The following is a 25,736-nucleotide window of genomic DNA, read 5'->3' as shown; positions in this document are numbered from 1 at the left end:
TATGAAGAAGGTACTGATCATAACATATTATTGGCCACCTGCTGGAGGGCCAGGAGTACAACGATGGCTTAAATTCGTTAAATATCTTCCGGAATTTCAAATACATCCGGTAGTTTATATTCCTGAGAACCCAACCTATCCGATCCTTGATGAAACTTTTATAAAGGAGGTGCCTACGAAGGATATTACAATGATCAGTCAGCCGATCAGGGAGCCTTATAGATTGGCTTCTTTTTTTTCAAATAAAAAGACGCGTTCCATAAGTAAAGGCATGATCAGTCAAAAGAAACAATCACTGCCTGAGAAATTTTTGTTGTGGGTACGCGGAAATATTTTTATACCCGATGCAAGGGTGTTATGGGTGAAGCCTTCGGTACATTTTCTAAAAGATTATATCGAAAAGGAAGGGATTGATACGATCATAACCACAGGTCCGCCCCATAGCCTCCATTTGATCGGATTACGGTTAAAGTCTCTAATGGAATTGCGTTGGATCGCTGATTTTCGGGATCCCTGGACCAATATCGGATATCATGATAAGCTCAGGTTAGGTGGAAGAGCTGCTGCCAGGCATGAAAGGCTGGAAAAGGAAGTTTTAACCAAGGCAGACAAAGTGATAACGACTTCAAATACCACTGCAAGGGAGTTCAATGAAATTGCCCCTGCAGATATCACTGTGATCACTAATGGTTTTGAGCCATTGAATAATTTGAAGAAGCCCGCATTAAAATTCCAAATAGGTCATATTGGATCCTTACTTACAGGAAGAGATCCACAGCTCTTGTGGAATGCCCTCAGTTTGCTGATATCGGAAGACCCTGAATTCGCAAATGCATTTAATTTGGTTTTAGCGGGAGCGGTTAGTGATGACGTAAGATCTTCAATCGGCAAAGCCGGATTAGAGGGGTATACTACTTATATGGGATATGTTTCTCATGAAAAGGCATTGGAACTTCAGCAAACGTCTCGCGTATTATTGCTGCTTGAGATCGATTCGCCGCAAACTAAAGGTATCATTCCTGGTAAGGTTTTCGAATATATGTCTGCCAGGAGGCCTGTATTGGCTATTGGTCCTGATGGGTGGGAAGTAAAGCAACTTATTCAGGAATCAGGTATAGGAGCTTGTTTTACGTATACTGATGAAGCATCTATATTAAAATTTATTAAAACGAACTTTGAGCGTTATAAAAGTGGACTTAATGCAGAAATTTCCGGAGATATCGAAGGTTATACACGCAGATCGTTAACCTCGAAATTAGCTGAATTAATAAAAGGCTCATGGGAATAGTAATTAAACAATCTTTAAAGAATTTGATCATCACCTATGCAGGTTTTGTGGTGGGCGCTGTGAATACTCTGTTTCTGTATACGCATTTCTTAAGTGATGAATATTACGGTCTTGTTGGTTACCTTTTCTCTGCAGCAAACATTATGATGCCTTTGATGGCTTTTGGTGTACATAATACCATGGTAAAGTTCTTTTCTTATTATAAGAATGAGGAGGAACGACAGAAGTTTGTAACTACTGTCGTCTTCCTGCCATTGCTGGTAATAATTCCTATTGGACTTATCGGACTTTTTGGTTACCAAATGATCACGGAATTGCTGTCGGAGAAAAATCCTATTGTGGATGGGTATGTATGGACCATTTTCGTAATTGCTTTTACCTTGGCGTATTTCGAGATATTTTATTCCTGGACCCGTGTACATATGAAGACGGTTTATGGAAATTTTCTTAAGGAAGTATATCCACGAGTGATCGCTTCCATCCTGCTAATTCTTGTATATTTTAAAATACTGGATTTCGATGGTTTCGTGGTAGCTTTTACACTCTCCTATGTGCTGCGATTGTTCCTGATGATGATAAGTGCAGTACTCATTAAAAGACCTCGATTTAACCTGGGATTACCTTCCAATTTCAATAGTGTTTTTCGTTATGGGATCGTAATGATATTGGCTGGATCGGTTTCTGTGATACTGTTGGATATCGATAAGGTGATGATCGGAAATTATAAGGAGATAGAGAATGTAGCCTACTATTCGGTAGCGGTTTATATCGCGATCGTGATTGCGGTTCCTTCCAGAGCTTTACTTCAGATAACCACACCTATGACCTCCGAATTGATGAACAATCGGAATTACAAGGAACTGTTGGATCTCTATCGAAAAAGTTCCCTGAATCTTTTTATCGTGGGAGGATTGATTTTTTTATTGATCATGCTGAATATTCATGAACTTTATGAGATGATCCCGGAATCTTACAAGGGAGGATTGCTGGTAGTCTTCTTAATTGCAGTCGCTAAACTGTCTGATAACCTAACCGGTATTAATAATGCGATACTGTTCAATTCAGATTTTTACAGAATGGTACTCATGTTTGGGATTTTCCTTGCAGTGATCACCGTGGTACTGAATATGATCTTTATTCCGATATGGGGAATTTATGGAGCGGCTTTCGCAACGATGCTTTCGTTTTTAAGTTATAATGCTTTAAAATTATGGTATGTTCATTTTAAAATGAAGATGCAACCTTTTACCAGAGCGACCTTATGGATAGGTTTACTGATATGCGGCATGTTCCCCTTATTCTATTTTTGGGATTTTCCATGGCACCCCTTGTTGAATATCATTCTGAAGTCAGCACTGATTTCCCTAATATATATATTCGTTGTCTACTATTTTGGAATATCAGAGGAGTTAAAAGGACTCGCTGACAGGTATCTTCAAAAAAAAGGTCCGCGATAGCATCGCGGACCCGATATAAATCAAATTCTGAACAGTAATTGGGAATTATCCTCTTCCACCTCCTCTTCTGGAGGAAGTGCTTCCCGAACTGTTTCTTGAAGCGGAAGCTTCTCTTGCTCCTGAGGAACGTTTTGTCGTTTCTCTTCTTGAAGGCGTAGAAACAGATTTTCTTTGTGGTGTTACCGTTTTTGATTTTTTTACCGTAGTGGTAGTAGTACGTGTAACAACTCGGTTGTTTTGGGGTGCTTTTGCACGTACATTACCTGAATTTCTGTTATTGTTACTTCTTACGGTTTGAGAATTTCTGTTGGTTACGTGGTTGTTGTTTGAACTCGTTGAAACAGATCTTCTGGAATCATTTCTGGTAATAACCGTTCTGTTATTGTTACGGTTGTCTGCTTTACCAACAGTATTGCTGCTTCGTCTTCTGGTGTCATAGGCACTTTCCTTACGGAAGCTGGCATCTCTTCGGTTCACCACACGCTTGTCATTTACATAAATAGGTCTTCTTGTGTTATTCGTTTTGTATTTGTAGGTTTTACCTACATGAGCATAACTATTTCTGTGGTTATTCATGTATGGTCTGTAATACGTATATCGAACCGGACGATAATATCTTCTGTAGGGGCTGTAATTCACCATACACAGGTTAACAGCTGGTCTGCAGAAATAGTTATAATAGGGTCTGTAATTAAATCCACGGTTATAAACATTGATGTATCCGTTGAATCTGGCAAATCCACCATAAGCGTTATAATAGATATTCAGACCCCCAACTCTGTAAAGTCGGTTATTTCTGTAATTGATCGCAACAGATCCGATTCGTGCTACTCTTCCGTAGTAATCATAATAGATCGGAGTATTCTCGACCTGGATAACTGCTCCATAGTCATCGTACTGCACATAAGCATTATAATTATAACCGGAATTAAAGCTGATATTTACGTTACCGGTTGAGAAGGAGGCTCCAACATAAGCGGGATTGTCGATAAAAAAATCGAATTCTCCATCCGGATACACTGAAAAGGTAACACCAGCTTCCGTAAAGATGATAGAATTGTTATAGCCGTAGGTAAGCATTTCTGCTGTATGGGAATTTGTATTTGCCATACCGGTACTTCCGGTAAGTAATACGGTTATCAGAGTGATGATTATTTGTTTCATAGTTGCGGGCTTTTAAATGTTCTACAATCTAAAGATCGATCTGTCAACTAAGAATCAAACAGCGTGCCAAAATATAAAATGTCACATAAATGATTGATTATCAATTATTTAAAATAACATATTTTAAAAAAGGAGTCAGAAGTGTAGGAATGAATGCAGGATCGGTAAATTAATTTCATAAAAAAAGTGCTGTGAATTTAGCAATCCACAGCACTTTCAAACTAACTAACCAACCAAAATAATCAACTAATATTTTTTAGATCTTGCGTATACTTTAACGGGTTTCAAAACTCGTTTTGGTTTATTGATAAATATTCCAGTCACCAATAAAAATAAAATTGTCGGGATCAGTATTTCCATAATGCTTTGTTATTTTATTAAGTTCATAATCTATTTTTCGGGGACCTATCTGAACAGGTGCTCCTGTGATCTGATCGTAATATACTTTTAAAATTCCAATTCTCTTTACTTTTCCGTCAGGTTGATACTCAATTCCGATATTATTTATCCGGGTAATTCTTCCGGTGGTGTCGTATTCGAGTTCATTTCCTGTTCTACCGATGTATTTCCAATTGAAGTAATGCAGCTGGGCATTAAAGGGTAGGGCATAATTGATTTGGCCATCCTGATTCAATTGAAACTCAATTTCATCTATGGTAAAAATAATAGGTAATCCCTTAAAAAAATGGTAATCACGGGTTAATGTTTTCCCAAAAGGTTCGGTAGTTGATGTTTCGGCTGAAATCGGCTGAAATAAAGCGATACAGAAGAGACAGCATAAGAATTTAATTGGCATATTCAATGTATGATTTGTCGGATTATTCTCAACAAATAATATGCCATTTATTCCTCAAAAATGAATTTAATCAGGATTAATATCTTAATTTTTCGATTAAATAGTGTCCGGTAAAACTATCTTTATGGTTGGCTACTTCTTCAGGAGTGCCCTGAGCGATTAATCTACCTCCTTTTTCACCTCCTTCAGGTCCCAGATCGATAATGTGATCAGCACATTTAATTAGATCTATGTTATGTTCGATTACTATGATTGAATGCCCTTTTTCGATCAAAGCTTCAAAGGATTTCAATAATTTTTTGATATCATGAAAATGAAGTCCTGTGGTAGGTTCATCAAAGATAAAGAGCGCTTTTTCGCTGGTATTTCCCTTGACGAGGAAAGAAGCCAGTTTAATCCGCTGAGCTTCACCTCCGGAAAGAGTAGAGGAGGACTGTCCTAAAGTGACATAGCCAAGGCCGACATCCTGCAACGGTTTAAGTTTTTTCATGATTTTCTTTTCACTGTTCGCGGTAAAGAAATCCACAGCATCATCGATCGTTAGTTCGAGGATATCAAAGATGTTCTTATCGTTGAATTTAACTTCCAGAATATCCTTTTTGAATCGTTTTCCGTTACAGGTTTCACAAGGAAGGTGAACATCTGCCATGAACTGCATTTCGATCGTCACTTCACCTTCACCTTTACAGGTTTCACACCTTCCGCCTTCGACATTGAATGAGAAGTGTTTCGGCTGGTAACCTCTTAATTTGGCTAGTTTTTGAGAAGCGAAAAGCGATCGAATTTCATCATAAGCTTTGATGTAAGTTACAGGATTCGACCTTGATGATCGTCCGATGGGATTTTGATCAACGAATTCCACCAGCTTCAGCTCTTTATAGCTTCCTGAGATCGCAGTAAATTGTCCTGCCTTTTCACCATATCCGCCGATTTCCTTGAGAATAGCCGGATAAAGGATCTTTTTTACCAGTGTACTTTTACCACTTCCTGAAACTCCTGTGACCACTGTAAGACAGTTCAGGGGAAAATCAACATCAATATTGTCCAGATTGTTCTGACGGGCACCTTCGATCAAAATATGATTTTTGGATTCTCTTCTGCGAGTAGGTATTTCGATTTGATCTTTCCCGTTCAAATATCGTGCTGTCAGGGTATCCATTTTAAGGATCTCCTCGTAAGTTCCGGCTGCGACAACCTCTCCGCCTAATGTTCCGGCTTCAGGACCGATATCGATGATCTCATCAGCAGCTTTCATGATCTCCTCGTCATGTTCGACTACGATAACCGTATTTCCAAGATCTCTTAAGGATTTAAGTACCTTTATCAGTTTGGTAGTATCCTTTGGGTGGAGGCCGATACTGGGTTCGTCTAAAATATACATGGAGCCAACCAGGCTGCTTCCCAGTGAAGTGGCGAGATTGATACGTTGCGATTCACCACCGGACAGGGTATTGGATTTTCTGTTCAGTGTAAGATATTCCAATCCGACGTCCATCAGGAATCCTATACGGTTTCTGATCTCTTTTAAAAGTCGCTTGGCGACATGTTCTTCATATTCATTGAGTTGGAGCTCGGTAAAGAATTTTTCGAGGTGATGGAGTGGGAGTTCTACCAATTTTGTGATCGTTTCACCGCCAACCTTTACGTAAGAAGCTTCCTCACGTAGACGACTACCGTTACAAAGATCACATTTTGTTTTTCCCCGGTATCTCGAGAGCATTACCCGATTCTGTATCTTATAACTTTTTTCTTCTAACTCTTTAAAAAAGTCATTCAGCCCGGTGAAATATTTATTTCCTTTCCAGACTAGGGCCCTTTGAGCATCGGTAAGCTGATACCAGGGCTTGTGAATGGGAAAATCAAATTTATAGGCATTGTTCACCAATTGATCACGGTACCAGCTCATACTTTCACCACGCCAGGCAAAGATCGCATTCTCATATATCGAGAGTCCTGTGTTAGGGATTACAAGATCTTCATCTAATCCGATCACATCTCCATAACCCTCACATTTTGGACAGGCACCATAAGGATTATTGAAGCTGAACAGGTGGACATTGGGTTCCAGAAATTGTAGGCCATCGCGTTCAAACTTATTGCTGAAATGGTGTTTCTTTCCACCGTCAACTTCCTCGATGATACATTCACCTTTTCCTTCGAAAAATGCAGTACCTATGGAATCAGCAATACGATTATGGTAATCTTCATCATCCTTGAGTACGATACGGTCGATCACGAGCAGGAAATCGTTATCCAGTTCTCCTTCGATTTCATCGATACGGATTACCTTGTCATTATGTTTGATCCGTGCATACCCTTGTTGGGCCAGTATTCCCAGTGTTTTCGCTACATCCCGGTCTTTTGGAATATGAACCGGAGCCATCAGTAAAAGACGAGTAGCCTCCGGAAAACCTTTGATAAAGTTTAAAACATCCGTAACTGAATGTTTCTTAACTTCTTTACCTGATACGGGAGAATAGGTTCTTCCGATACGTGCAAATAACAGTTTCAGATAATCATAGATCTCAGTACTTGTACCAACGGTAGATCGTGGATTGGTAGAATTCACCTTCTGTTCAATCGCGATTGCTGGAGCTATACCATGGATATAGTCAACCTTGGGTTTATTGAGTCTGCCAAGGAATTGACGTGCATAGGAGGAGAGACTTTCCACATATCTGCGCTGGCCTTCTGCATAGAGTGTGTCAAATGCCAGACTCGATTTTCCGCTTCCGGAAAGACCGGTAATTACTACCAGTTTATTTCGCGGGATGGCAACATCGATATTTTTAAGGTTGTGTAAACGGGCACCCTTTATCAATATGTTCTCTTTCGGATTTAATGTGGAAATCGAGGTCATAAGCAATTAACAAAACACAAAGATAGCAATCTAATACATCTGATTTCATTAGGATTGTAAAAGAAGTATTATAAAAAAATCCTAAAAAAATTTTGCGAATGTCTGAAGAATAATGTTATATTTGGTTGACCAAAACTTAAAATTAAGAACGCCTATACCGTAAAATTACTTTTAAACATTTAAAGAAAACCAACCTGCTTACTCAAAGTATGCAGCCTTTATTAAAAGTAATTTTATGGATCAAAATCTTCAAGACTCGGCCCTTGTGACGCTTTATCTTAAAGGCGAAGAAAAAGCATTAGAACTCCTTATCGACAGACATTCACAAAGAATATATAGTTTTATCTATTCCAAAGTTTACGACAAAGATGTCGCGGAGGATATTTTTCAGGACACCTTTATTAAAGTGATTCGTACGCTCAAACGCGGTGCGTATAACGAGGAAGGTAAATTTTTACCATGGGTGATGCGAATATCACATAATCTGATCATTGACTATTTCCGAAGGAATTCCAGGATGCCGAAATTTCAAGGCAGTGATGATTTCAATATCTTTTCGGTGTTAGGAGATCCTTCTCCGAATGCGGAACGACAGCTGATCAAGGATCAGGTGGAATTGGACGTGCAAAAGCTTATCGAAGTTTTACCGGAGGAGCAACGGGAAGTTCTTATCATGCGAATGTATAAGGATATGAGTTTTAAGGAAATCGCCGACAAGACAGGTGTGAGTATTAATACAGCCTTAGGCAGGATGCGTTATGCGATCATCAATCTCAGAAAATTAGTAGAAAAAAATAATATTATTTTAACTAATTAGCACAATATCAGGGGGGATATCACGTTATGCTTTTAATTAATACTAATCACAAAAGCATGGCACATTATTACACTGAGAATTTTTCTAAAGAAACATCGTTAAAACCAAAAAAAGAAACAATTGATTTCTTGCTTAATTATTCTAAAGCCTTAAGTGTTATTAACTACAAGAAGTTGCAGTTTGAATCTATCAACAACTAATCTTGTCATAAGGTCCCGGTAAAATTTTATCGGGACTTTTTGCTTTTATAATATTCGCTGATTACACTTTTACGGCCGATCGTTTTGGTGATGATGTCTTTCTCGAGATCCCATCCTCTTGCAGGAGAATATTCTCTTCCGTAAAAAATGATCTGTAAATGTAATTTATTCCACTTGTCTTCCGGAAATAATCTTTTAGCATCTCTTTCGGTCTGGACCACGTTCTTTCCATTTGAAAGATTCCAACGATACATCAGTCGGTGTATATGAGTGTCTACCGGGAAAGCCGGAATGCCGAAAGCCTGAGCCATCACGACACTAGCCGTTTTATGACCGACACCTGGTAATGCCTCCAAAGCTTCCATGTCTACCGGTACTTCACCGTTATATTTATCGATGAGAATATGTGATAGTTCATAGATACCTTTTGATTTCATCGGCGATAAACCAACAGGCTTGATGATGTCCCGGATTTCATCTACTGAAAGTTTTGCCATTTGCCAGGGATTTGAAGCTCTGTCGAATAACATTGGAGTGATCTGATTCACTTTAACATCGGTACTTTGTGCAGACATAAGCACTGCAATAAGCAACGTGTATGGGTCGGTATGGTCTAAAGGGATGGGAACTTCAGGATATAGTCTTTCGAGTGTATCTATTGTGAACTGAACCTTTTCTGCTTTGGTCATTAATGATTACTTTTAGACAAAAATAGCATAATAATCAAAAAAGAAACAGTATATGAGCCTATTAAAAGCAGGAGATAAGGTACCCGATTTTAGTGTGAATGATCAGGATGGTAACCGGATCTCTTTAAAGGATTACAGAGGAAAAAAACTGATCGTATTTTTCTATCCCAAGGCGAGTACACCCGGATGTACTGCGGAAGCCTGTAATCTTAGAGATAACTATACGGAACTCACCGAAGCCGGTTATTCTTTGCTCGGAGTAAGTGCAGATTCTGAAAAGAGACAAGCTAATTTTAAGTCTAAATATGAATTTCCATTTCCTTTGCTGGCGGATGAAGATAAGGAGGTGATCAATGCTTTTGGTGTCTGGGGACCCAAAAAATTCATGGGTAAGACCTATGACGGGATACATCGTACAACTTTTGTGATCGATGAGAATGGAGTAGTGGAAAGGGTTATTGAAAAGGTGAAGACCAAAGATCATGCAGCGCAATTGCTGGAGCAGGATTGAAATAAATCATAAAAAAAGCCGGATTTGATTCCGGCTTTTTTTTTATTTTTTCTCTGCTAATTTCTTAGGCTTATAGTCGAACAGATTCTTTTGTTTGATCAGATCGGCGATACCTTTAGGGAGCATTTCTTCCCATCCGTCTTCTCCATTGGCGATCAATTTCAGCACTTCTCTTGAGAAGATACTCAGGATATCCTGTTCAAAGTCGAAGATATCCACGACCTTACCATTATACTTGAAGAATTTATACAATTCCTTCATTCTGGGGTGAACTTTCAGGTTGTTGCTTGTGATAACAAGTCCGGTGTCCGGATCGATCATCGGATACAGGTAAACTTTAAGGTCTTTATAGAACAGTTTACCGAACGCTTCCAGAATACCGCCACTAAGGTGTCGGTAATATTTTTCATCAAAGATGTCGATCAGGTTGTTTACCCCCATTGTTAACGCCATGCGCTCTTTGGTGTAATTGGAGAAATACTCAACCAGTTTGTAATACTCCTGGAAATTTGAGATCATTACGGTTTGTCCGAGCGAACAAAGCAGTCGTGCACGATCCATGAAATCCTCTTCGTCGATCTCACCCTCAGCCCGGAGGTTGGATAAAGTGATTTCAAAGACTACCACGGTTTTATCGACTTCCACCTTATTCTCTCTTATAAAGATCTCATAAGACTTCTTATACATGTCCATATTTACCTTGGTAACTGGTCTGAAGCTACCGCGTAAGGCGAGAATGTTCTTTTTATAAAGGATGGCTGCCGGCAGTATATTGTTACCGTCAGGGCCGAACATAACCGCTTCGGTCATATTGTTCTTCACCAGCTGCAAACTCATAAGACGGTTATCTACATCTTTGAATCGGGGCCCGGAGAAATTGATCGTATCGATCTCGATCGTATCAATATCGATATGATCATAGAGATACTTCAATAACTTCTTAGGTTTGTGATTCTTGTAGAAGGCACCGTAAATAAGGTTAACACCGACGATCCCCAGGGTTTCCTGTTGAAGACGTGCTTCGGTTTGTTTGAAACGTATATGAAGAATGATCTCATTATAATCTTCTTCAGGATCCAATTGAAATTTAATACCTACCCAACCGTGACCTTTAAACTTTTTTGCAAAGTCAATGGTAGCTACCGTATTGGCATAGGAGAAAAATATCTTATTGGGATTTTCTTTACGTGAAATTCGCTGTTCCATGAGTTTCATCTCATGGGTAAGCATTTTTTTGAGGCGCATTTCGGTCACATACCGACCATCTTCTTCCGCACCGTAGATCGCATCACTGAACGATTTGTCATAAGCACTCATGGCTTTGGCTATGGTACCCGAAGCACCACCGGCCCTGAAAAAGTGACGCACGGTTTCCTGACCGGCTCCAATTTCAGCAAAAGTACCATAAATAGTTTCATTCAGATTGATCCTTAAAGCTTTGGCTTTGAGAGAAGGGATGTTTTCAAAGTTTTTATCTCCTTTTAAAACTATCGGCATAGCAACTTTTATTTACGGCAAAGTTAAAAAAGTTTCATGAAGCTATTCTGATAATAAATAATAAATTTGGGAAAAATATCATTTTGAAGATTACTTTCTTAGGTACAGGAACATCACAGGGTATACCGGTTATCGGTAGTGATCATCCGGTTTGCAAGAGTAATGATCCCAAAGACAAACGTTTACGGGTTTCGGTGATGGTGGAGTGGGAGAAGTATTGTTATGTGATCGATTGCGGCCCGGATTTCAGGCAACAAATGCTGGCCAATGATGTAAAAAGAATCGACGGTATTCTGTTCACTCATGAGCATGCCGATCATATTATGGGACTTGACGATATTCGACCTTTCTTTTTCAGACAAGGAGATATTCCCATTTACGGACATAAAAGAGTTATCGATTCTCTTCGGATCAAGTTTGATTATATCTTTGCCTCCAAAGATCGTTACCCCGGCGCACCGGCTGTAAGTGAAAATGAGGTGGTTAATAATGTACCGGTTAATCTTCATGGTCTTGAAGTGATCCCGGTGAACGTATTACACAATCGCCTGCAGGTTTTCGGGTACAGGTTTGGTGATTTTGCCTATCTTACAGATGTTAAATCGGTGGCTGATGAAGAAACGGCGAAATTGAAAGGTGTAAAGGTGCTCGTTGTGAATGCACTCAGAAAAGAGGCGCACCATTCGCATTTTAACCTGGAGGAAGCTATAGCGTTTGCCAGAGAAGTCAATGCAGACCGTACCTATTTTACACATATCAGTGCCCTTTTGGGATTCCATGAACAAGTGGAAAGGGAATTACCTGAAGGAATGCATCTGGCCTATGACAATCTTATCATCAATATTTAATCCTAATTGAACTATGAAACAAAAGATCTTCATGTATCTGTTTTTCTTCGCCTTGCTTTTCATCATTTATCAGTATGTGAGTTCCAGCAGGTATTTTGAAAATGAACAACATAAAATGGAAGTACTCTCTGAACGGAATACCAAACTCGAAGATAGTATTCAACAACTTATTCTGAAGAATATAAGTCAGCAGTATTTTTCACTAGATAACAATGACGATGCACTAGCTTATTATGACGGCAGGAATATTGAAAATCCTTCGAGATATATAGCAGATAAATTATTGGAGACGAATGAAACAAAAGGGAATAACCCATTGGTTCCTTATGACGGAATGAGTGGATCTCCGATGAAGATCAATAAGATCAAATTGCTAAACCACAAATGGATTATTTGTGATTTTTCGGATGGGAAATATTGGGGGGAGTTACTGATCGAGTATCAGTTACAGGATAATATGGATGTAACTTTTACACCTCTAGCACATCTTTTATATTCAAGAAGTTAAATGATAGTTTGGTCGGCCTTCATAGTACTTATCATCGTCTTTCTGGCGTTGGATCTGGGTGTCTTCAACAGCAAGGCTCACGAGATCACCAATAAGGAGGCTACTATATGGACTATCGTCTGGGTGTCGGTAGCGATGTTGTTTTCCCTGGCCGTCTATGCCATTTATAAAAATGACTGGTTGCCACACCCCACATCTTTGACACCGAATCAGGCTCTTATAAAATATATTACCGGTTATCTGGTGGAATTATCACTCAGTGTTGATAATATATTTGTGATCGCGGTTATATTTACGTCTTTTCGTGTACCTAAGATCTATCAGCATAGAGTGCTTTTCTGGGGTATTCTGGGAGCAGTTATCTTCCGTTCTATAATGATCTTTTTCGGTGTGTTTCTGATAAGGAAATTCAGTTGGGCTACTTACGTATTCGGTGCCTTTCTTATCATTACCGCCATAAGAATGTTATTTCAACATCAGGAGGAGACCAAGAACTTTAAAAATTCCAACATGTATAAGTTTATCAGGAACTTCATTCCGATAACCAAAGATATGTATGGACAGAAATTTATTATAAAACGGAAAGGAGTAGTGGCAGCTACACCTTTGTTCGCCGCACTGCTGATCATCGAATTTACCGATATTCTTTTTGCAGTAGACAGTATTCCTGCGATTCTGGCGATCACTCCGGAACCATTCATCGTATTCACTTCAAATATTATGGCGGTTCTGGGATTAAGATCTATGTACTTCTTTTTAGCGAATATGCTGGGTAAATTCCATTACCTTAAATACAGTCTGGTAGTGATACTCGCTTTTGTAGGTATTAAAATGATCATATCCCATAAAGTGGAAATTGGAGAGATCATTTCTCTCGGTGTTATCATCGCATCACTAGCCGGAGGGATTCTTTTCTCCAAATGGAAGCAGCATTAATACCTAAGAATCTCTTTCCTCATTTGATTTTATTGATCGGCTTCTTTTTAATCATTCCTCCTTCAGTATCCTTCACAGTGGTAGTCACCATAAAAGCATTCCGATCGACCTTGTCGATCTCCGTCTTAAAGTTGGAATATTCCAATCGTGTAATTACGGTATAAACGATATTAGTATCCCTGAGCGGCATCCCATTCGGGGCATATCCATTCTGACCTTTAAAGATGGTACAGCCTCTCCCCATTTTTTCGATGATGACCTTTCGGATCTCATCACTCTTTTCCGAGATGATGGTAATACCCATAAATTCTTCCACCCCGTCGATTACGAAATCTACGGTTTTTGAAGCAGAGAAATAAGTAAGGATCGCATAAAGGGCAGTTTCAGTAGATAGAAAGTATGCTGCGCTTAAAAAGATAAAGAGGTTAAAGATCAAAATTACACTCCCAACAGATAAAACAGATTTTCTACTAATGTAGATCGCCAAAACTTCTGTTCCATCGATGATCGCACCTCCACGAATCGCCATACCGATGCCCAGGCCTAAAAACAATCCGCCAAAGGCAGCGATGAGAATCTTGTCTTCAGTGATGGGGGGGAAGGGTATAAAATGAACGGCAAGAGAAAGCAGGAGGATGCCCAGAATGCTTTTTATGGCAAAACGTTTGCTGATCGCAAAATAGGCAAGACCAATGAATGGGAGATTGAACAGGAAGATCAGTAATGATAAGGAAGCGTTGCTGAGAGCGCTTACAATAAGTGAAATCCCTGTGACGCCTCCATCGATAAAATTACTAGGCAATAAAAATCCCTTCAGCCCGAATGAAGCTGCCGTTACCCCGATAAAAATATAGAGGAAATCAGTTAACTCATGACTTACTTCTATAAATCTGTCATCGACTTGTTTTCGTAAAGAACGCTGATCCTTTTTACCCGTTTCCTGCTGTTTCTTATAATTCTTGATAACACGGTCAACAATAAATTGCTTAAAGAATGGATTCATATAATTCCTTTGATTTCTATAAAGATATTAATTATCAGAAAGGGGAGATGAGGATGGATGGTAAAGGACATACAAATTAAACGGCAATGACCGCAAAAAAGTAAGAGTTAAGAATTGAAAGTTGAGAATTGAATAAATTAATCCTTAATCCTTAATCCCTCATATTTACGAATACTTCTTATTCAGGCTAACTATTATTTTTGCCTAACCCACAACAAATGGTCATGATCCAAAGTATTTAGTATTACTGTGCAGTGAAGTGAGCATTAAAAAAGCCTGTTTGCCTTTTGGCAAACAGGCCCCAACCTAACTAATAAACCGGAAATAAACCAACTAAATAATTTCCGAGAATTACCTACTGACTTAAATTAATTATTGTTAAATAATTTGTGATTGATTTTCAATCTGAATGTTCAAGCTTTTGGTTTACTCAAATATACTGCTAGCATTTTAGATGAATGTTGAACGATACTCTTAATTTATTGAACAATTCTACTATGTGATCGATAAAAACTATAAACTTGTTGCATTTAATCGTAAATGATTATATTTCAGTTATTTAAATTGATTCCTGATACCGATATAACGAAATGAACTATATTTAAGTGATATAAAAGCCAGGCATGAAATTACCCACGAACTATCTTCGATTCAGAAAAGTTACCGATATGATAGATAATAAGACTTCATTTAATATGGATGAAGCGTCTTTACATATTTTTGAAACTTTTGAAGAAGCCGATAATTTTCATTTTCAATTTGATGAGATGGTTATCGGAACTATGGTGACCGGACAGAAGGTGATCAATATGGATTCGGGTAGTTCCTTCGAATTTAATCCGGGAGAATCGGTTATTATACCTGCCGGTCATGAATTGTTGATTGATTTTCCTATGGCCAGTATGGAAAATCCAACGCAATGTCTGGCCTATGCAATATCAAAGGAAAAGATAGATAAGGTCGTGGAAAAAATGAATTATTTCCTACCTAAGGAAGGGTATAAGGAATGGAAATTTGTTGAGCAAACCTTTCATTTCACCAATGATATTGCTGTCAATGATATCCTGCACCGATTGATGTACCTGTTTATGGAGGAGCATCCGCATAAGGATATTTTTATAGATAATATGCTTAGTGAGCTTATCATGCGTATACTTCAAAATAATAACCGTCATGAGATGCTTTCAAACGGTAATTTTAGCAATAATCGTATGGCATATTGCATAAATCATATCCGGCAGAATCTTCATCGTGGAATTAAAGTTGAAGAACTCAGTAATATAGCCTGTATGAGTGAATCCAATTTTCACCGCGTTTTCAAGAATGAGTTTGGTATTTCCCCTGTCGATTTTATTATAAATGAACGTATAAAACTGGCATCCCGATTATTGAGGGACCCTGAAATTAGTATCAAAGAAGTTTACCTTCGTTGTGGTTTTGAAAACAGATCTTATTTTAATCGAGTCTTTAAGCGTATTCAGAATCTGTCTCCTTCAGAATTCCAAAACCGATACTTCATGGACCGATAAATTAAATGCAAAAGTAGATCAGTTGCTTTCGAATAAGATACAAACCGGACTTGAGAGCTCTATAGCGCTTATATAAGATAAAGTGCCATCTTCTGAATCTCGCTTGAAGCTACAAATGTTTCCTGAATATTGATTGGCTACTACCAGAAAGGCTTCGTCAGGCGTAAGGCTGAAATTTCTTGGCCAATTCCCTTTTACATCTTCATATCCAACGGTAGTGAGTTGTCCGTTTTCAGGGTTCACAGCAAAAATTGTGATGCTGTTGTGTCCACGATTACTGGCATACAAAAATTTACCATCTTTAGTAATATGAAGATCTGCGCAGTAGCTTTCTTCTTCAAATTCCTCCGGTAAGGTGCTAATATTTTGCAGCATATCCCAGGTTTCCATGGAAAAGAGGTTTACTGTAGAATTCAATTCATTGATAACATACAGCCATTTTCCGTTGGGATGAAAGCTCAGATGGCGTGGTCCTGCTCCATCCATAAGTAATACCTTGCGTTCAGATACGAGAACGGGCTTTCCTTCTTTTTCTTCCAAAGTTGAGATCCAAAGTTCATTGGTGCCCAGGTCTGTGGCTATTACGGTTCTGGTTCCTTTGACAAATCGTGCCGTGTGTGCATGTGGTCCCTCTTGTCTCGCTGTTGTACCCTGTCCGGTATGTTGTTGGATATCGGTTAGGTCAGATAGATAACCTTTATCATCTAGTTGATGTACTCCCAAATTCCCACCTGTATAATTTGCGGTAAGTACAACACCTTCCTCATTTATAGCGATATAACAGGGGTGCGCCCCGCCGGAAGGTTTGGTGTTGTTGAATTTCAGGGAATCGCCCTGAATGGTGAAGGCAGTGACCGATCCCATATGATCTTCTCCATCCGTTTCATTAACGGCTAGTAAATAGTTCTGGTCTTTACTGAATGTGATAAAGGATGGGTTTTCAGTAACGCCCTTAAGTACGGGATTGGTAAATGTACCATCGTGTCTTAAGGTGGCATGATAAATACCTTCGCTTTCCTGATCGGTATATGTTCCTATATAAAATGGCATTTCTCCGTTTAAATTTTCAGAAGTTTCCTTAGGCTGCTTTTGTTCATTACAGGATAAGGTAATCAGAATAGTTATAAGAAATAATGGATGGTATCTCATATTTTAAAATTTATGTGACTAGTCCTCTTTTAAGCGGTTCCTGAGCCATTTATTGAACGAATAGAAATTCTGGGGTGCCACACCATGACCCACCGGAAATTCTTCATAGATATAATCGATATTCAAATCCTTAAGGATTTCCGGGGTTTTTCGGGCCCATTCAACCGGAATGACTTGATCTGCACTTCCATGAGAAGCATAAATATGGAGATTTTGGAAATTTCCCTGTTTAAGATTTTCAGACTTAATCAAGTTAAGGTTCATATACCCACTTAGCGCAATGACATTACGAATCTTACCCGGGTAGCTTAAGGCGACTGCATAACTGAGTATGCTTCCCTGACTGAATCCCAGCAAACTGATCTTTTCTTTATCGAGTTGATAAGCTTCACAGGCTTCATCGATAAAAGAAACGATGCTGTCTCTTGAGACGATTGCTTGTTTCTCATCACTCCATTTTCCGTCTGTTGCATCAAAATGAATTGCATACCAGGCGTAACCATAAGGCATCAGATCATAGGGAGCCTGAACAGAGATAATGAATAATTCCTCGGGAAGTTCACCAGCAAAGGAAAACAGATCTTCTTCATTACTACCATATCCATGAAACAAAAACAGTACCGGTGGATTTTCAATCTCGATTTCCGGTTCTCTGATCAAATGGGTAAGGCTTAGTGACTGGGTCTTCAAGGATATATTATTTAGATTATTGAATGAATTGAAACCATCGTTGGAAATATGGGCCTAAAACTGGGATCTCGGTCATTTTATTCTGAACGGCCCCTGTGAAGGCGTATACCCATAAAACAAAAAAACAGGTGAAAAATGCCCAGAAGATCATGATATTTTGAAAATATCCAACAAAATATCCGAAGAAAAGATAAAGTACATTTATACCAAATGCTTGTCTGATGTGAAATCTGGCAAATGGATTCTTAGGGTCCAGATTCATGAAAATAGCGATCAGTGTCCCTACAATTGAAAAATAACTAACCAGGGCTGTGGTTTTACCTTCTCTGATCGTGTGTTGATCCATGAGACTAATCGTTTAAAAGTATTTTTCCTTCATTGAAAACTCCGTAAGCTTTCCCTTCAAGTTCAGAGCCCAGGAATGCGCTATTCGCAGATGTCGAATGAATATCCGATTTATTGAACGTATACGTATGCGAGGGGTTGAATAAGGTCAGGTCTGCTGCTTCACCGGTTTTAATATCGGCTTCAGAAACATCAAATCTTGATTTCCCTGAGGTTAGTATTTCAATGACCTTTTCAAGACTGAACATTTTTAACAGAGCACCGAAAGCACTTTCAAGGCCTATAGTACCATACATTGCATGATCAAATTCTACTTTCTTATGTTCGATATCGATCGGGTTATGGTCGCTGGTTATAAAATCAATGGTCCCGTCTTCAAGTCCGGCTTTTAGCGCAACGATATCCTCCTGTGTGCGTAACGGGGGGAGTACTTTAAAACGCGTGTCAAATTCGTTCAGGGCTCCGCTGTCGAACATCAGATTATGGATGGCTACACTACAGGTAACGTCCAGAGATTTTTCTTTTGCAGCTCGCACTAATGCAACTGATCTTGAGGTACTGATGGTAGGAATATGCAGCTTACCGCCGGTGTATTCTAGTATATAAAGATCACGGGCGATCTGTAATTCTTCAGCAAGGGCGGGAATTCCTTTTAATCCTAGTTTAATGGTCGATTCATCTTCATTAACAACCCCTTTTCCGGCAATCTTATCCTCCTGTGGAAATGACATTACGAGTCCGTTGAAACTCTGACAATACTGAAGTGCCAGTTTCATGAGGTTTGGGTTGCTCACGGAATGCTGATAATCTCCGAAGGCAACCGCTCCGGCAGATCTCATATCATAAAGTTCCGCAAGATCCACTCCTTCACTATTGACAGTAAGACTTCCAACCGGATAAATATTTACCGGATGTCCGTTGGCTTTATTTTTTAAGAAATTGATATTGGAATGTCCGTCGGTAACGGGATTGGTATTCGGATTTAAAACCACACCGGTATATCCGCTTTTACCGGCTGTATTAAGACCATTTGCGATGGTTTCACGCTCTTCATATCCGGGTTCTCCAAAACAAATACTGGTATCGAACCAGCCTCGTGAGACATGAAGGTTTTCTTTTTCGATCACCGTGATCTCCGGATCGGATCCGATGGAATCTTCTATGGCGGTGATAATACCATCGGTGATCAGAATGTCCTTTTGCTGGTTGTGATATTGACCCCTGGGATCAATTATTGTAGCGGATTTAATGAGAAATTTCATTTAACGTATTTTAAAATGAGCATTTCGGCAAAGAGGCATGCCAATGCAAAAATAACAAACCATTTCCAAAGCTCATTCACCATGTTTTTACTTTTTAATTCCAACAAAGCAGCTTTTACCTGATCAGATATCTGAACTCCCTCAATCTGTGATAAATCGCGGTAGAAGAGATTGCTTTCTTTTCTGGAATAATTATAGCTTACTGCACCGATCTCAGAGCTCTTTTGCATTAAATCATAATGTCCGGCTGTTTCCGGCATGTCAGTAGTCATAAGTGTCACCCGGTCATTAAATCGTTGTTGTAGCGGGATAAAATGTTCATTGTTTCCTGAAATTTCTATAATCTCATCCTGACCGATCGAAATAGCAAGATCAAAGATATTTTCCTGTCCAATCGTATAGTAGGGGCGTGAAGGGCGTAAACTTTGAATAGCCATATTATAGATCACCGGTACGATGAGGGGAGAATTCTGGAAGTTACTGTTATCCGTGTCGATAGCTGCGGTGAAAAAATAATTTCCTTTATTGCCTGCCAGAAACAGATCATTTCCTGCAAAACGGATAATTCCTTCTCCGCCTGAACCTGTTTTAAAGAACTTTTTGGTTCGTGGGTATTCAAAGTTCTCAACAGCACGTTCAAAAACGCCTTTAAATAAGGGATGTTCAAAGTTTATCGTAGTTATCAAGCCTTCCTGATCTGAAATCGAAGAAGCCTCCGGGAAATTAAAGGGTAGCGCTATCGAATTATAGTCAGCAAGAATCCAGTTTGAATCCGGTATGACCAGTAACTTACTTCCTTTACTTACCGCCTCCTGTAATGCTGAAATTAAAGTGACAGGTATGTCTCCGGGTTCGTTAAGAATTATGAAATTTTGTACTCCCAAAGTATTGTAATCAGTTCTTTCGGGAGATTCTGAACTCACGATAAAATCATTTTCTTTGAAGATACGTTGAAGAAATCTGTCATCAGCATTTCCAATGATCCGGACTTTTACGGGTTGTTTATTCTGAATATTAAAGTATAATCTATTATCAAAGCGTAAGCCATTGTCTTCAACTTCCACACTTCCTGACATTCCGGGTTTGTAAGGGATACTGATTTCAATGTTGTTTACGGAGTTGCCGGATTCAAAATTAAGATTTGATCGGGATAATAAGGTACCGTCACCATATACCGATACCGGTACATTATCTGCGATAGTTCCGCTTTTGCTGAAATAGATCTGTAAAATCAGTTCAGTTTGGTTTTCAGATCTGAAATTCAAACTATCGACTGAGATATTTTGGACCTGAGTAGGCTTCAAGGTAATGAATTCAGTATTGAGGTTTTCCGGGATGATGATAGGATCCTCATTCGGGAATTCCTGAAAATCTGAGATGACCACTAAATTTGCCTTTTCTCCGCTCAGCTTTTGTTGGGCTTTCAATAGTACCTCGCTTAAAGGCGTTTGGATGGAAGAGTAACCTTCTGAAAGCAATTCGTTCTGTATACTGCTAACCGTACCAGGGCCAAAGGTGTTTGTATTGGTAAATAAGGTGAAATTGGTATTTCTGTCAAAATTACCAATCAGTTCATTGACTGCCCTTTTGTAGAGTTCTCCATCAGGTCCTTTAAGTTGCATACTGAATGAATTGTCCAGGTAAACCAATGTTTCCGATGGTTTTTCATCAATTTCCTTATTTGCGGTATACGGTTGTGTAAAAGCTATGATAATCGCAGCTAAAGCCAGTAATCTGGTGCAAAGAACGAGCCATTTCTTCAGCCTTGAGCTTTTGCGGGTTTCCCTGATGACCGTCTGTAGGAATCGTACATTGGTGAAATATTCCTTTCTGAATTTGCGCAACCTGAACAGGTGGACAAAAACGGGGATAAGCAGCAGGAAAAGTGCCCAGAGAATTTCAGGATGTTTTAAATGCATTCCGGTTAAACTGTATATTCAAATATAGAATTTTATTAGCTGCCTGCTAAATAATTATTCACTTTTAAAGAAGTTGCCTAGCTTTGACCAGAGATTCTGTTTTTCAAAGAGGTCTATCTCTAAAGCTGCGGTATAATTATAGCCGATCTGATAAAGTTCATCAGCTCTGGATGAATCCAGGATTGGGAAATTAGCAAGTCCTTCCGGTTCGATGTAGAGATCACAGCTGTCACGGGCTAGAAGGTTCGAGGCATTTACGCTTAATTGGAAGGTGCGCGCAGCAATATCACGGATATTTCCCGGTGTTTCAATACTGTCGAGAGGACTGATATTGATCACAATGATTTTTTCACAAAGACCCAACAACGGGGCGATAGGTGTATTGCTAAAGACTCCCCCGTCAACATAGTAAGAATCTTCCAATTTAACCGGAGAGAATAACACCGGGATTGAGGCCGAAGCCTGGATTATATCAGCCAGATTCCCTTTTTTGAAGTAACGAACCTTTCCCTTCAAAAGGTCGGTTGTTGTGACTATAAAGGGTATTGGGGTATCTTCCAGGTTCATATCTCCAAGATGCTTCCTGAGGTGTGCACTAAGCTTATCGAAATTGAGAAGTCCTGTCTTGGGTAGCTGAAATGTGGTAAAATCAAAAAGGCGATGTGACTTCATGATGTTCAGGGTATCTTCGGGTGAAATGCCATTAGCAATAAAAGCGCCGGCAATTGCGCCGGCGCTTACTCCTGAAATGATATCAGGTTTTATTCCTTTTTCTTCAAGGGCCTTTAATACCCCTAAATGAGCAAATCCCCTGGTGCCGCCTCCTCCGAGGACGATCCCACAGCGATATGGTTTATCTTCAGCCATTTAGTATTTCGCAGATTCACCTTTGGTAAGGGTGCTGTTTATAAAGTTTCTCAGATCATCGTTAGCAGTTTGCAGGTCTTCATTACGAAGATACATCATATGTCCGCTACGATATCCTTTAAAACTCATGCGATCTTGTAAAGTGCCAGACGGATCCAATTGCCACATCGTCATTTTAGCGCTGAAATACGTGGTGGCTCCATCGAAGTACCCGGATTGGAACATCACATTCAGGTATGGGTTCTGTGCCATGGCCTGACGAAGATCTTCACGGGTATTTTCGTTATCCATATCCCATGGATGTACGGGGCCGAACATGAAATATTTAAGATCGGTCTTGAATTTTAGTTCCTCCTGCAGATAATAGTTGATCGCAGGGGTGAAAGAATGTAACCAGGAGGTAAGTTCAGCATTATAATCTGGTCTTGTTCCTGCATTCTGGCGATCGATTCCCAGATAACGGGAATCAAGTCTGCCTATGGTTTTACCTTCTTGTCTCAATAATTCTTTCCAGAAGAATGAGGTGGGTACTGAAAGATTATGGTCCAGAATGGATTTTTCACTGATCCCTGAGTAATAGGCCATTTTAGAAGCCACCTGATTTCGTTCCTGATCACTGATGTTGCCTCCTTTGGTTAAGGCAGGTACTAGCGAATTTACAGCAAAGCTTTCAGCCTCCGGCAATATGTCAGTAAGATCCCGGGCCTGTAATTCGGGAGAAAGTTTTTTATGGTACCAGGCAGCTGCGGTGAAATATGGCAGATTCGATGCATCACCTACAGGGCCGGCACTGTTATAAACGGTATAATCTGCAGGTGAAACCATGATCACTCCGTTCAAATACATCCATTGTCTTTCCTGAAGCGCCAAAGCAAGTCCGGCAACACGTGTACCACCATAGCTTTCACCGATAATATATTTAGGCGAACGCCAACGGTTATTTCTGGTTACGAAAGTAGTGATCCAGTCAGCGAGATAACTGATGTCCTGACGGATTCCAAAGAATTGCTTTCTATCAGGCATCTTTCCATCTTTACCGGCTAACATTCTGGAATACCCGGTGTTGACTGGATTTACATAAACGATATCTGCAATGTCCAGAATCGAATTAGGGTTGTCTTTAACACCGTAGGGCTGAACTGGATATCCTTCATCGTCGATATTAAGAACCTTCGGACCAGTATACGCGATATGCATCCATACCGAAGCAGATCCAGGTCCGCCATTAAAAGAGATGAGTAGAGGTCTGTCGACATTATTAGATACATCTGTACGATAATAATACGTGTGATAGAGTGCAGCGATTGGATTACCATCTTTGTCCCATACAGGAATAGTTCCCGTGTCTGTATTATAGGATACTTTTTTTCCTTTTATCACGACCTGATGAGCGGTAGTAACAATTGAATCGGCAGGTAAGACGACCTGTTTCTGTGCAGATACCAAACAGGTAACAGACAGGCACATCATTACAAACAAGGTAGAGAGTTTTGTCATTGGTTAGTTTTTTTTTAAATGTAGGTATTTAATGGAATTTGTCAAAAATACATTCCGGGTCGAATATTACGCACAAAAGAAGAAAGAATTGGTGCGTAAAGTCTTAAAATTTAATTAAAAAAAACGGTAATGCAAATCGATGGTTTCGAATTAACAGTTACTTAATATAATAACATTCAGTTGTTTATTTGATAATGATCACTTGAAAAACGGATAACTTTTATCAAAGGGTGCAGCGATAAATTAGCGTTAAATCTTAAAACTAAATTAAATGACAACCTTAAAGAAAACTTTCATGTACCTTTTTCTGTTCCTGAATCTGGGAATTGTATTCGTTTCCTGTGATCCGGAAGACGGTGTAGACGGAATCGACGGAGTGGATGGTAAAGACGGTGTTGATGGTGAAGATGGTGAAGATGGAGCTGATTATCAACCCGAACAAACGATCTTCGAAAATAAATCAACGGTGGCACCATTGGTTGCTTTGGATCCTCAATTTAACTTTGTAAATGCCTATTCGCTGATCAGCTCTCCTGATCAATTGGAGAACGGGTTCCAGTTAGCAGGTTCTGCTGATGGTGCAGGTTTTCTGAAGGATGGAGACGGATATATGTATATCGTGAATTGTGAAGATAGCTATGCAGTCGCACGTATTCATCTTGATGCATATCTGAATCCTGTTTCCGGTGATTATCTTTTGAATTCCGGGGTTTCGGATTATGCCAGACAATGTTCCGGAACTATGTGGGAAGCTGCTATTCATGGAGGAGCATCTGATTTGTTTCTTTCAGCTTCTGAAAGTATCAATTATGATGTAAAAGGAATCGATCCATGGGTGGAAACACCGACTCCCGATGCAGATTTCGGTCTGGATGCTCTTGGAGAATTTTCATGGGAAAATGCTGTGCCACTCCCAAAGAATGCATATTCCGGTAAGACGGTTGTTATCGGAGGAGATGATGATTCCAGTGGGTCTGAGGGACAAGTGATCCTGTATTATTCAGAAAACGGAGATGATGATCTTCAAAATGGTGAAGTTTACGTACTGCGCTTCAAACAGGTTTCCGATGGAGCCGGAGGGGTAGCCGAAGTGACTGCAAATACAACTTACAATGAGGGAGATCTCGATTTTAAAAAGACTTATGATGTAGAGTTCGTTAAGATTGAAGGAGGTAAAGACTTAACCAAAAATGAAATGGAAGCTGCATGTGAAAGCGTTTTTGCTTCTCATTTCATGCGTGTAGAAGATGTGGATTATCAAAAAGGTACCGATGAAAAGGGGCGCAATGTTTTCTTTGCGGTCACAGGACGCGGACCAGGAGCTGGTACTTACAATGATTGGGGTACGATCTATAAACTGGAACTCGATGAAAATTCACCATTGACTGGTAAATTAACTCAGGTGATCAGTGGAAATACAGATACTAATAATATGGATGGAAATCTTTCAACGCTTCAGAGTCCTGATAATATCTGTGTAACCGATAATTTCATCTATTTTCAGGAAGATCCGAACTCTTTTGACAGAGGACATGCTTCTTATATCTATCAATCGGATATCAATGGAAATAATTCCAGAAAAGTTTTAGAATTGGTAGTACGTCAGGATCTTTCGGAAAACTTCAGTACAGGATTTTCAGGAGAGTTCGGTTCTTTGATCGATGTGTCTGACAAAGTTGGGGTAGAAGGAACTTTTATTCTGGCTTTACAGCCTCACTATTGGAAGAATGAAGCATTCAAAAGTCTGGATGGTCATGATCATTCCGCTGTTTTTGAAGATAGCCAGGCTTCTCAGATCGTAGTTCTTCAAGGATTACCGAGATAAAATTATTAGAAAACAATTACGTAAAGGCGATCTCCGTTTTACAACGGAGATCCTTTTAGTTTATAAAATATTCTAAAGA

22 protein-coding genes are annotated in these 25,736 nt (G+C 39.4%); 9 read left to right on the top strand and 13 right to left on the bottom strand.

All coding sequences use genetic code 11. The annotated features are described in order from the left end of the window. The first annotated feature begins 1 nt into the window (after position 1). Positions 2 to 1,288, top strand: coding sequence for a glycosyltransferase (locus DMZ48_RS06285; RefSeq protein ID WP_143954260.1), 1,287 nt, complete (start codon positions 2 to 4; stop codon positions 1,286 to 1,288). Next, complete coding sequence (locus DMZ48_RS06280) at positions 1,279 to 2,745, top strand: oligosaccharide flippase family protein (RefSeq protein ID WP_143954259.1); 1,467 nt, start codon at positions 1,279 to 1,281, stop codon at positions 2,743 to 2,745. Before DMZ48_RS06285 ends, DMZ48_RS06280 begins: the two co-directional genes overlap by 10 nt. Before the next feature lie 45 nt (positions 2,746 to 2,790). Here DMZ48_RS06280 and DMZ48_RS06275 read toward each other — a convergent pair whose 3' ends face one another. The 3 genes from DMZ48_RS06275 to uvrA all read right to left on the bottom strand — a co-directional run bounded on the left by DMZ48_RS06275 (position 2,791) and on the right by uvrA (position 7,565). Continuing rightward, positions 2,791 to 3,909, bottom strand: coding sequence for a hypothetical protein (locus tag DMZ48_RS06275; protein WP_143954258.1), 1,119 nt, complete (start codon positions 3,907 to 3,909; stop codon positions 2,791 to 2,793). A gap of 301 nt (positions 3,910 to 4,210) precedes the next feature. Further along, positions 4,211 to 4,705, bottom strand: coding sequence for a hypothetical protein (locus DMZ48_RS06270; protein WP_143954257.1), 495 nt, complete (start codon positions 4,703 to 4,705; stop codon positions 4,211 to 4,213). Between the two features lie 76 nt (positions 4,706 to 4,781). Next, positions 4,782 to 7,565, bottom strand: coding sequence for an excinuclease ABC subunit UvrA (gene uvrA / locus DMZ48_RS06265; protein WP_143954256.1), 2,784 nt, complete (start codon positions 7,563 to 7,565; stop codon positions 4,782 to 4,784). A gap of 235 nt (positions 7,566 to 7,800) precedes the next feature. On the opposite strand from uvrA, the gene DMZ48_RS06260 reads away from it, so the two are divergent. Continuing rightward, on the top strand, positions 7,801 to 8,382 hold the full coding sequence (locus DMZ48_RS06260; protein ID WP_143954255.1) for an RNA polymerase sigma factor: 582 nt from the start codon (positions 7,801 to 7,803) through the stop codon (positions 8,380 to 8,382). A 226-nt stretch (positions 8,383 to 8,608) separates the two neighbouring features. On the opposite strand, the gene DMZ48_RS06255 is transcribed toward DMZ48_RS06260, so the two are convergent. Beyond that, positions 8,609 to 9,271, bottom strand: coding sequence for an endonuclease III domain-containing protein (locus DMZ48_RS06255; RefSeq protein WP_143954254.1), 663 nt, complete (start codon positions 9,269 to 9,271; stop codon positions 8,609 to 8,611). 52 nt (positions 9,272 to 9,323) lie between these two features. Between DMZ48_RS06255 and bcp the strand changes: the two genes are divergently transcribed. Then, positions 9,324 to 9,782, top strand: coding sequence for a thioredoxin-dependent thiol peroxidase (gene bcp / locus DMZ48_RS06250; RefSeq protein WP_143954253.1), 459 nt, complete (start codon positions 9,324 to 9,326; stop codon positions 9,780 to 9,782). A gap of 42 nt (positions 9,783 to 9,824) precedes the next feature. On the opposite strand, the gene DMZ48_RS06245 is transcribed toward bcp, so the two are convergent. Then, on the bottom strand, positions 9,825 to 11,279 hold the full coding sequence (locus DMZ48_RS06245; protein WP_143954252.1) for a nucleotidyl transferase family protein: 1,455 nt from the start codon (positions 11,277 to 11,279) through the stop codon (positions 9,825 to 9,827). Between the two features lie 83 nt (positions 11,280 to 11,362). On the opposite strand from DMZ48_RS06245, the gene DMZ48_RS06240 reads away from it, so the two are divergent. Genes DMZ48_RS06240 through DMZ48_RS06230 form a run of 3 tightly spaced genes read left to right on the top strand, consistent with a single transcriptional unit; the run spans position 11,363 to position 13,571 of the window. Then, positions 11,363 to 12,127, top strand: a complete 765-nt coding sequence (locus tag DMZ48_RS06240) for an MBL fold metallo-hydrolase (protein WP_143954251.1) — start codon at positions 11,363 to 11,365, stop codon at positions 12,125 to 12,127. A gap of 13 nt (positions 12,128 to 12,140) precedes the next feature. Continuing rightward, positions 12,141 to 12,635, top strand: a complete 495-nt coding sequence (locus DMZ48_RS06235) for a hydrolase (protein WP_143954250.1) — start codon at positions 12,141 to 12,143, stop codon at positions 12,633 to 12,635. After that, positions 12,636 to 13,571 (top strand): TerC family protein, encoded by a 936-nt coding sequence (locus tag DMZ48_RS06230; RefSeq protein WP_143954249.1) that lies wholly within the window; start codon positions 12,636 to 12,638, stop codon positions 13,569 to 13,571. 19 nt (positions 13,572 to 13,590) lie between these two features. Here DMZ48_RS06230 and DMZ48_RS06225 read toward each other — a convergent pair whose 3' ends face one another. Beyond that, on the bottom strand, positions 13,591 to 14,574 hold the full coding sequence (locus DMZ48_RS06225; protein WP_143954248.1) for a YitT family protein: 984 nt from the start codon (positions 14,572 to 14,574) through the stop codon (positions 13,591 to 13,593). A 623-nt stretch (positions 14,575 to 15,197) separates the two neighbouring features. Between DMZ48_RS06225 and DMZ48_RS06220 the strand changes: the two genes are divergently transcribed. Further along, positions 15,198 to 16,103 carry a helix-turn-helix domain-containing protein gene (locus DMZ48_RS06220; RefSeq protein WP_143954247.1) on the top strand — a complete coding sequence of 302 codons (906 nt, stop codon included), beginning with the start codon at positions 15,198 to 15,200 and terminating at the stop codon, positions 16,101 to 16,103. An 18-nt stretch (positions 16,104 to 16,121) separates the two neighbouring features. Here DMZ48_RS06220 and DMZ48_RS06215 read toward each other — a convergent pair whose 3' ends face one another. The 7 genes from DMZ48_RS06215 to DMZ48_RS06185 are packed head-to-tail and all read right to left on the bottom strand — an operon-like array spanning position 16,122 to position 23,832. Then, positions 16,122 to 17,252, bottom strand: coding sequence for a lactonase family protein (locus tag DMZ48_RS06215; protein ID WP_143954246.1), 1,131 nt, complete (start codon positions 17,250 to 17,252; stop codon positions 16,122 to 16,124). Between the two features lie 18 nt (positions 17,253 to 17,270). Continuing rightward, on the bottom strand, positions 17,271 to 17,942 hold the full coding sequence (locus DMZ48_RS06210) for an alpha/beta hydrolase (RefSeq protein ID WP_143954245.1): 672 nt from the start codon (positions 17,940 to 17,942) through the stop codon (positions 17,271 to 17,273). Positions 17,943 to 17,958: 16 nt separating this feature from the next. Then, positions 17,959 to 18,288 (bottom strand): hypothetical protein, encoded by a 330-nt coding sequence (locus DMZ48_RS06205; RefSeq protein WP_143954244.1) that lies wholly within the window; start codon positions 18,286 to 18,288, stop codon positions 17,959 to 17,961. A 4-nt stretch (positions 18,289 to 18,292) separates the two neighbouring features. Beyond that, a complete protein-coding gene (locus DMZ48_RS06200; RefSeq protein WP_143954243.1) occupies positions 18,293 to 19,549 on the bottom strand; it encodes a dihydroorotase in 1,257 nt (418 codons plus the stop codon). Next, a complete protein-coding gene (locus tag DMZ48_RS06195) occupies positions 19,546 to 21,468 on the bottom strand; it encodes a vWA domain-containing protein (protein ID WP_143954242.1) in 1,923 nt (640 codons plus the stop codon). The genes DMZ48_RS06200 and DMZ48_RS06195 overlap by 4 nt, the downstream gene beginning before the upstream one ends. A 54-nt stretch (positions 21,469 to 21,522) precedes the next feature. Then, positions 21,523 to 22,335 carry a patatin-like phospholipase family protein gene (locus DMZ48_RS06190; protein ID WP_143954241.1) on the bottom strand — a complete coding sequence of 271 codons (813 nt, stop codon included), beginning with the start codon at positions 22,333 to 22,335 and terminating at the stop codon, positions 21,523 to 21,525. After that, the gene (locus DMZ48_RS06185) at positions 22,336 to 23,832 is read right to left on the bottom strand and encodes a S10 family peptidase (protein ID WP_143954240.1); all 1,497 of its coding nucleotides are present in this window, start codon (positions 23,830 to 23,832) and stop codon (positions 22,336 to 22,338) included. A 271-nt stretch (positions 23,833 to 24,103) separates the two neighbouring features. Between DMZ48_RS06185 and DMZ48_RS06175 the strand changes: the two genes are divergently transcribed. Next, complete coding sequence (locus tag DMZ48_RS06175; RefSeq protein WP_242009139.1) at positions 24,104 to 25,657, top strand: phage tail sheath protein; 1,554 nt, start codon at positions 24,104 to 24,106, stop codon at positions 25,655 to 25,657. Positions 25,658 to 25,736: the final 79 nt, after the last annotated feature.

The sequence above is a fragment of the Robertkochia solimangrovi genome, assembly GCF_007279655.1.
Lineage (GTDB): Bacteria > Bacteroidota > Bacteroidia > Flavobacteriales > Flavobacteriaceae > Robertkochia > Robertkochia solimangrovi.
Note: the sequence above shows the minus strand (reverse complement) of the source record. Positions and strands in the feature narration are given on the sequence as shown.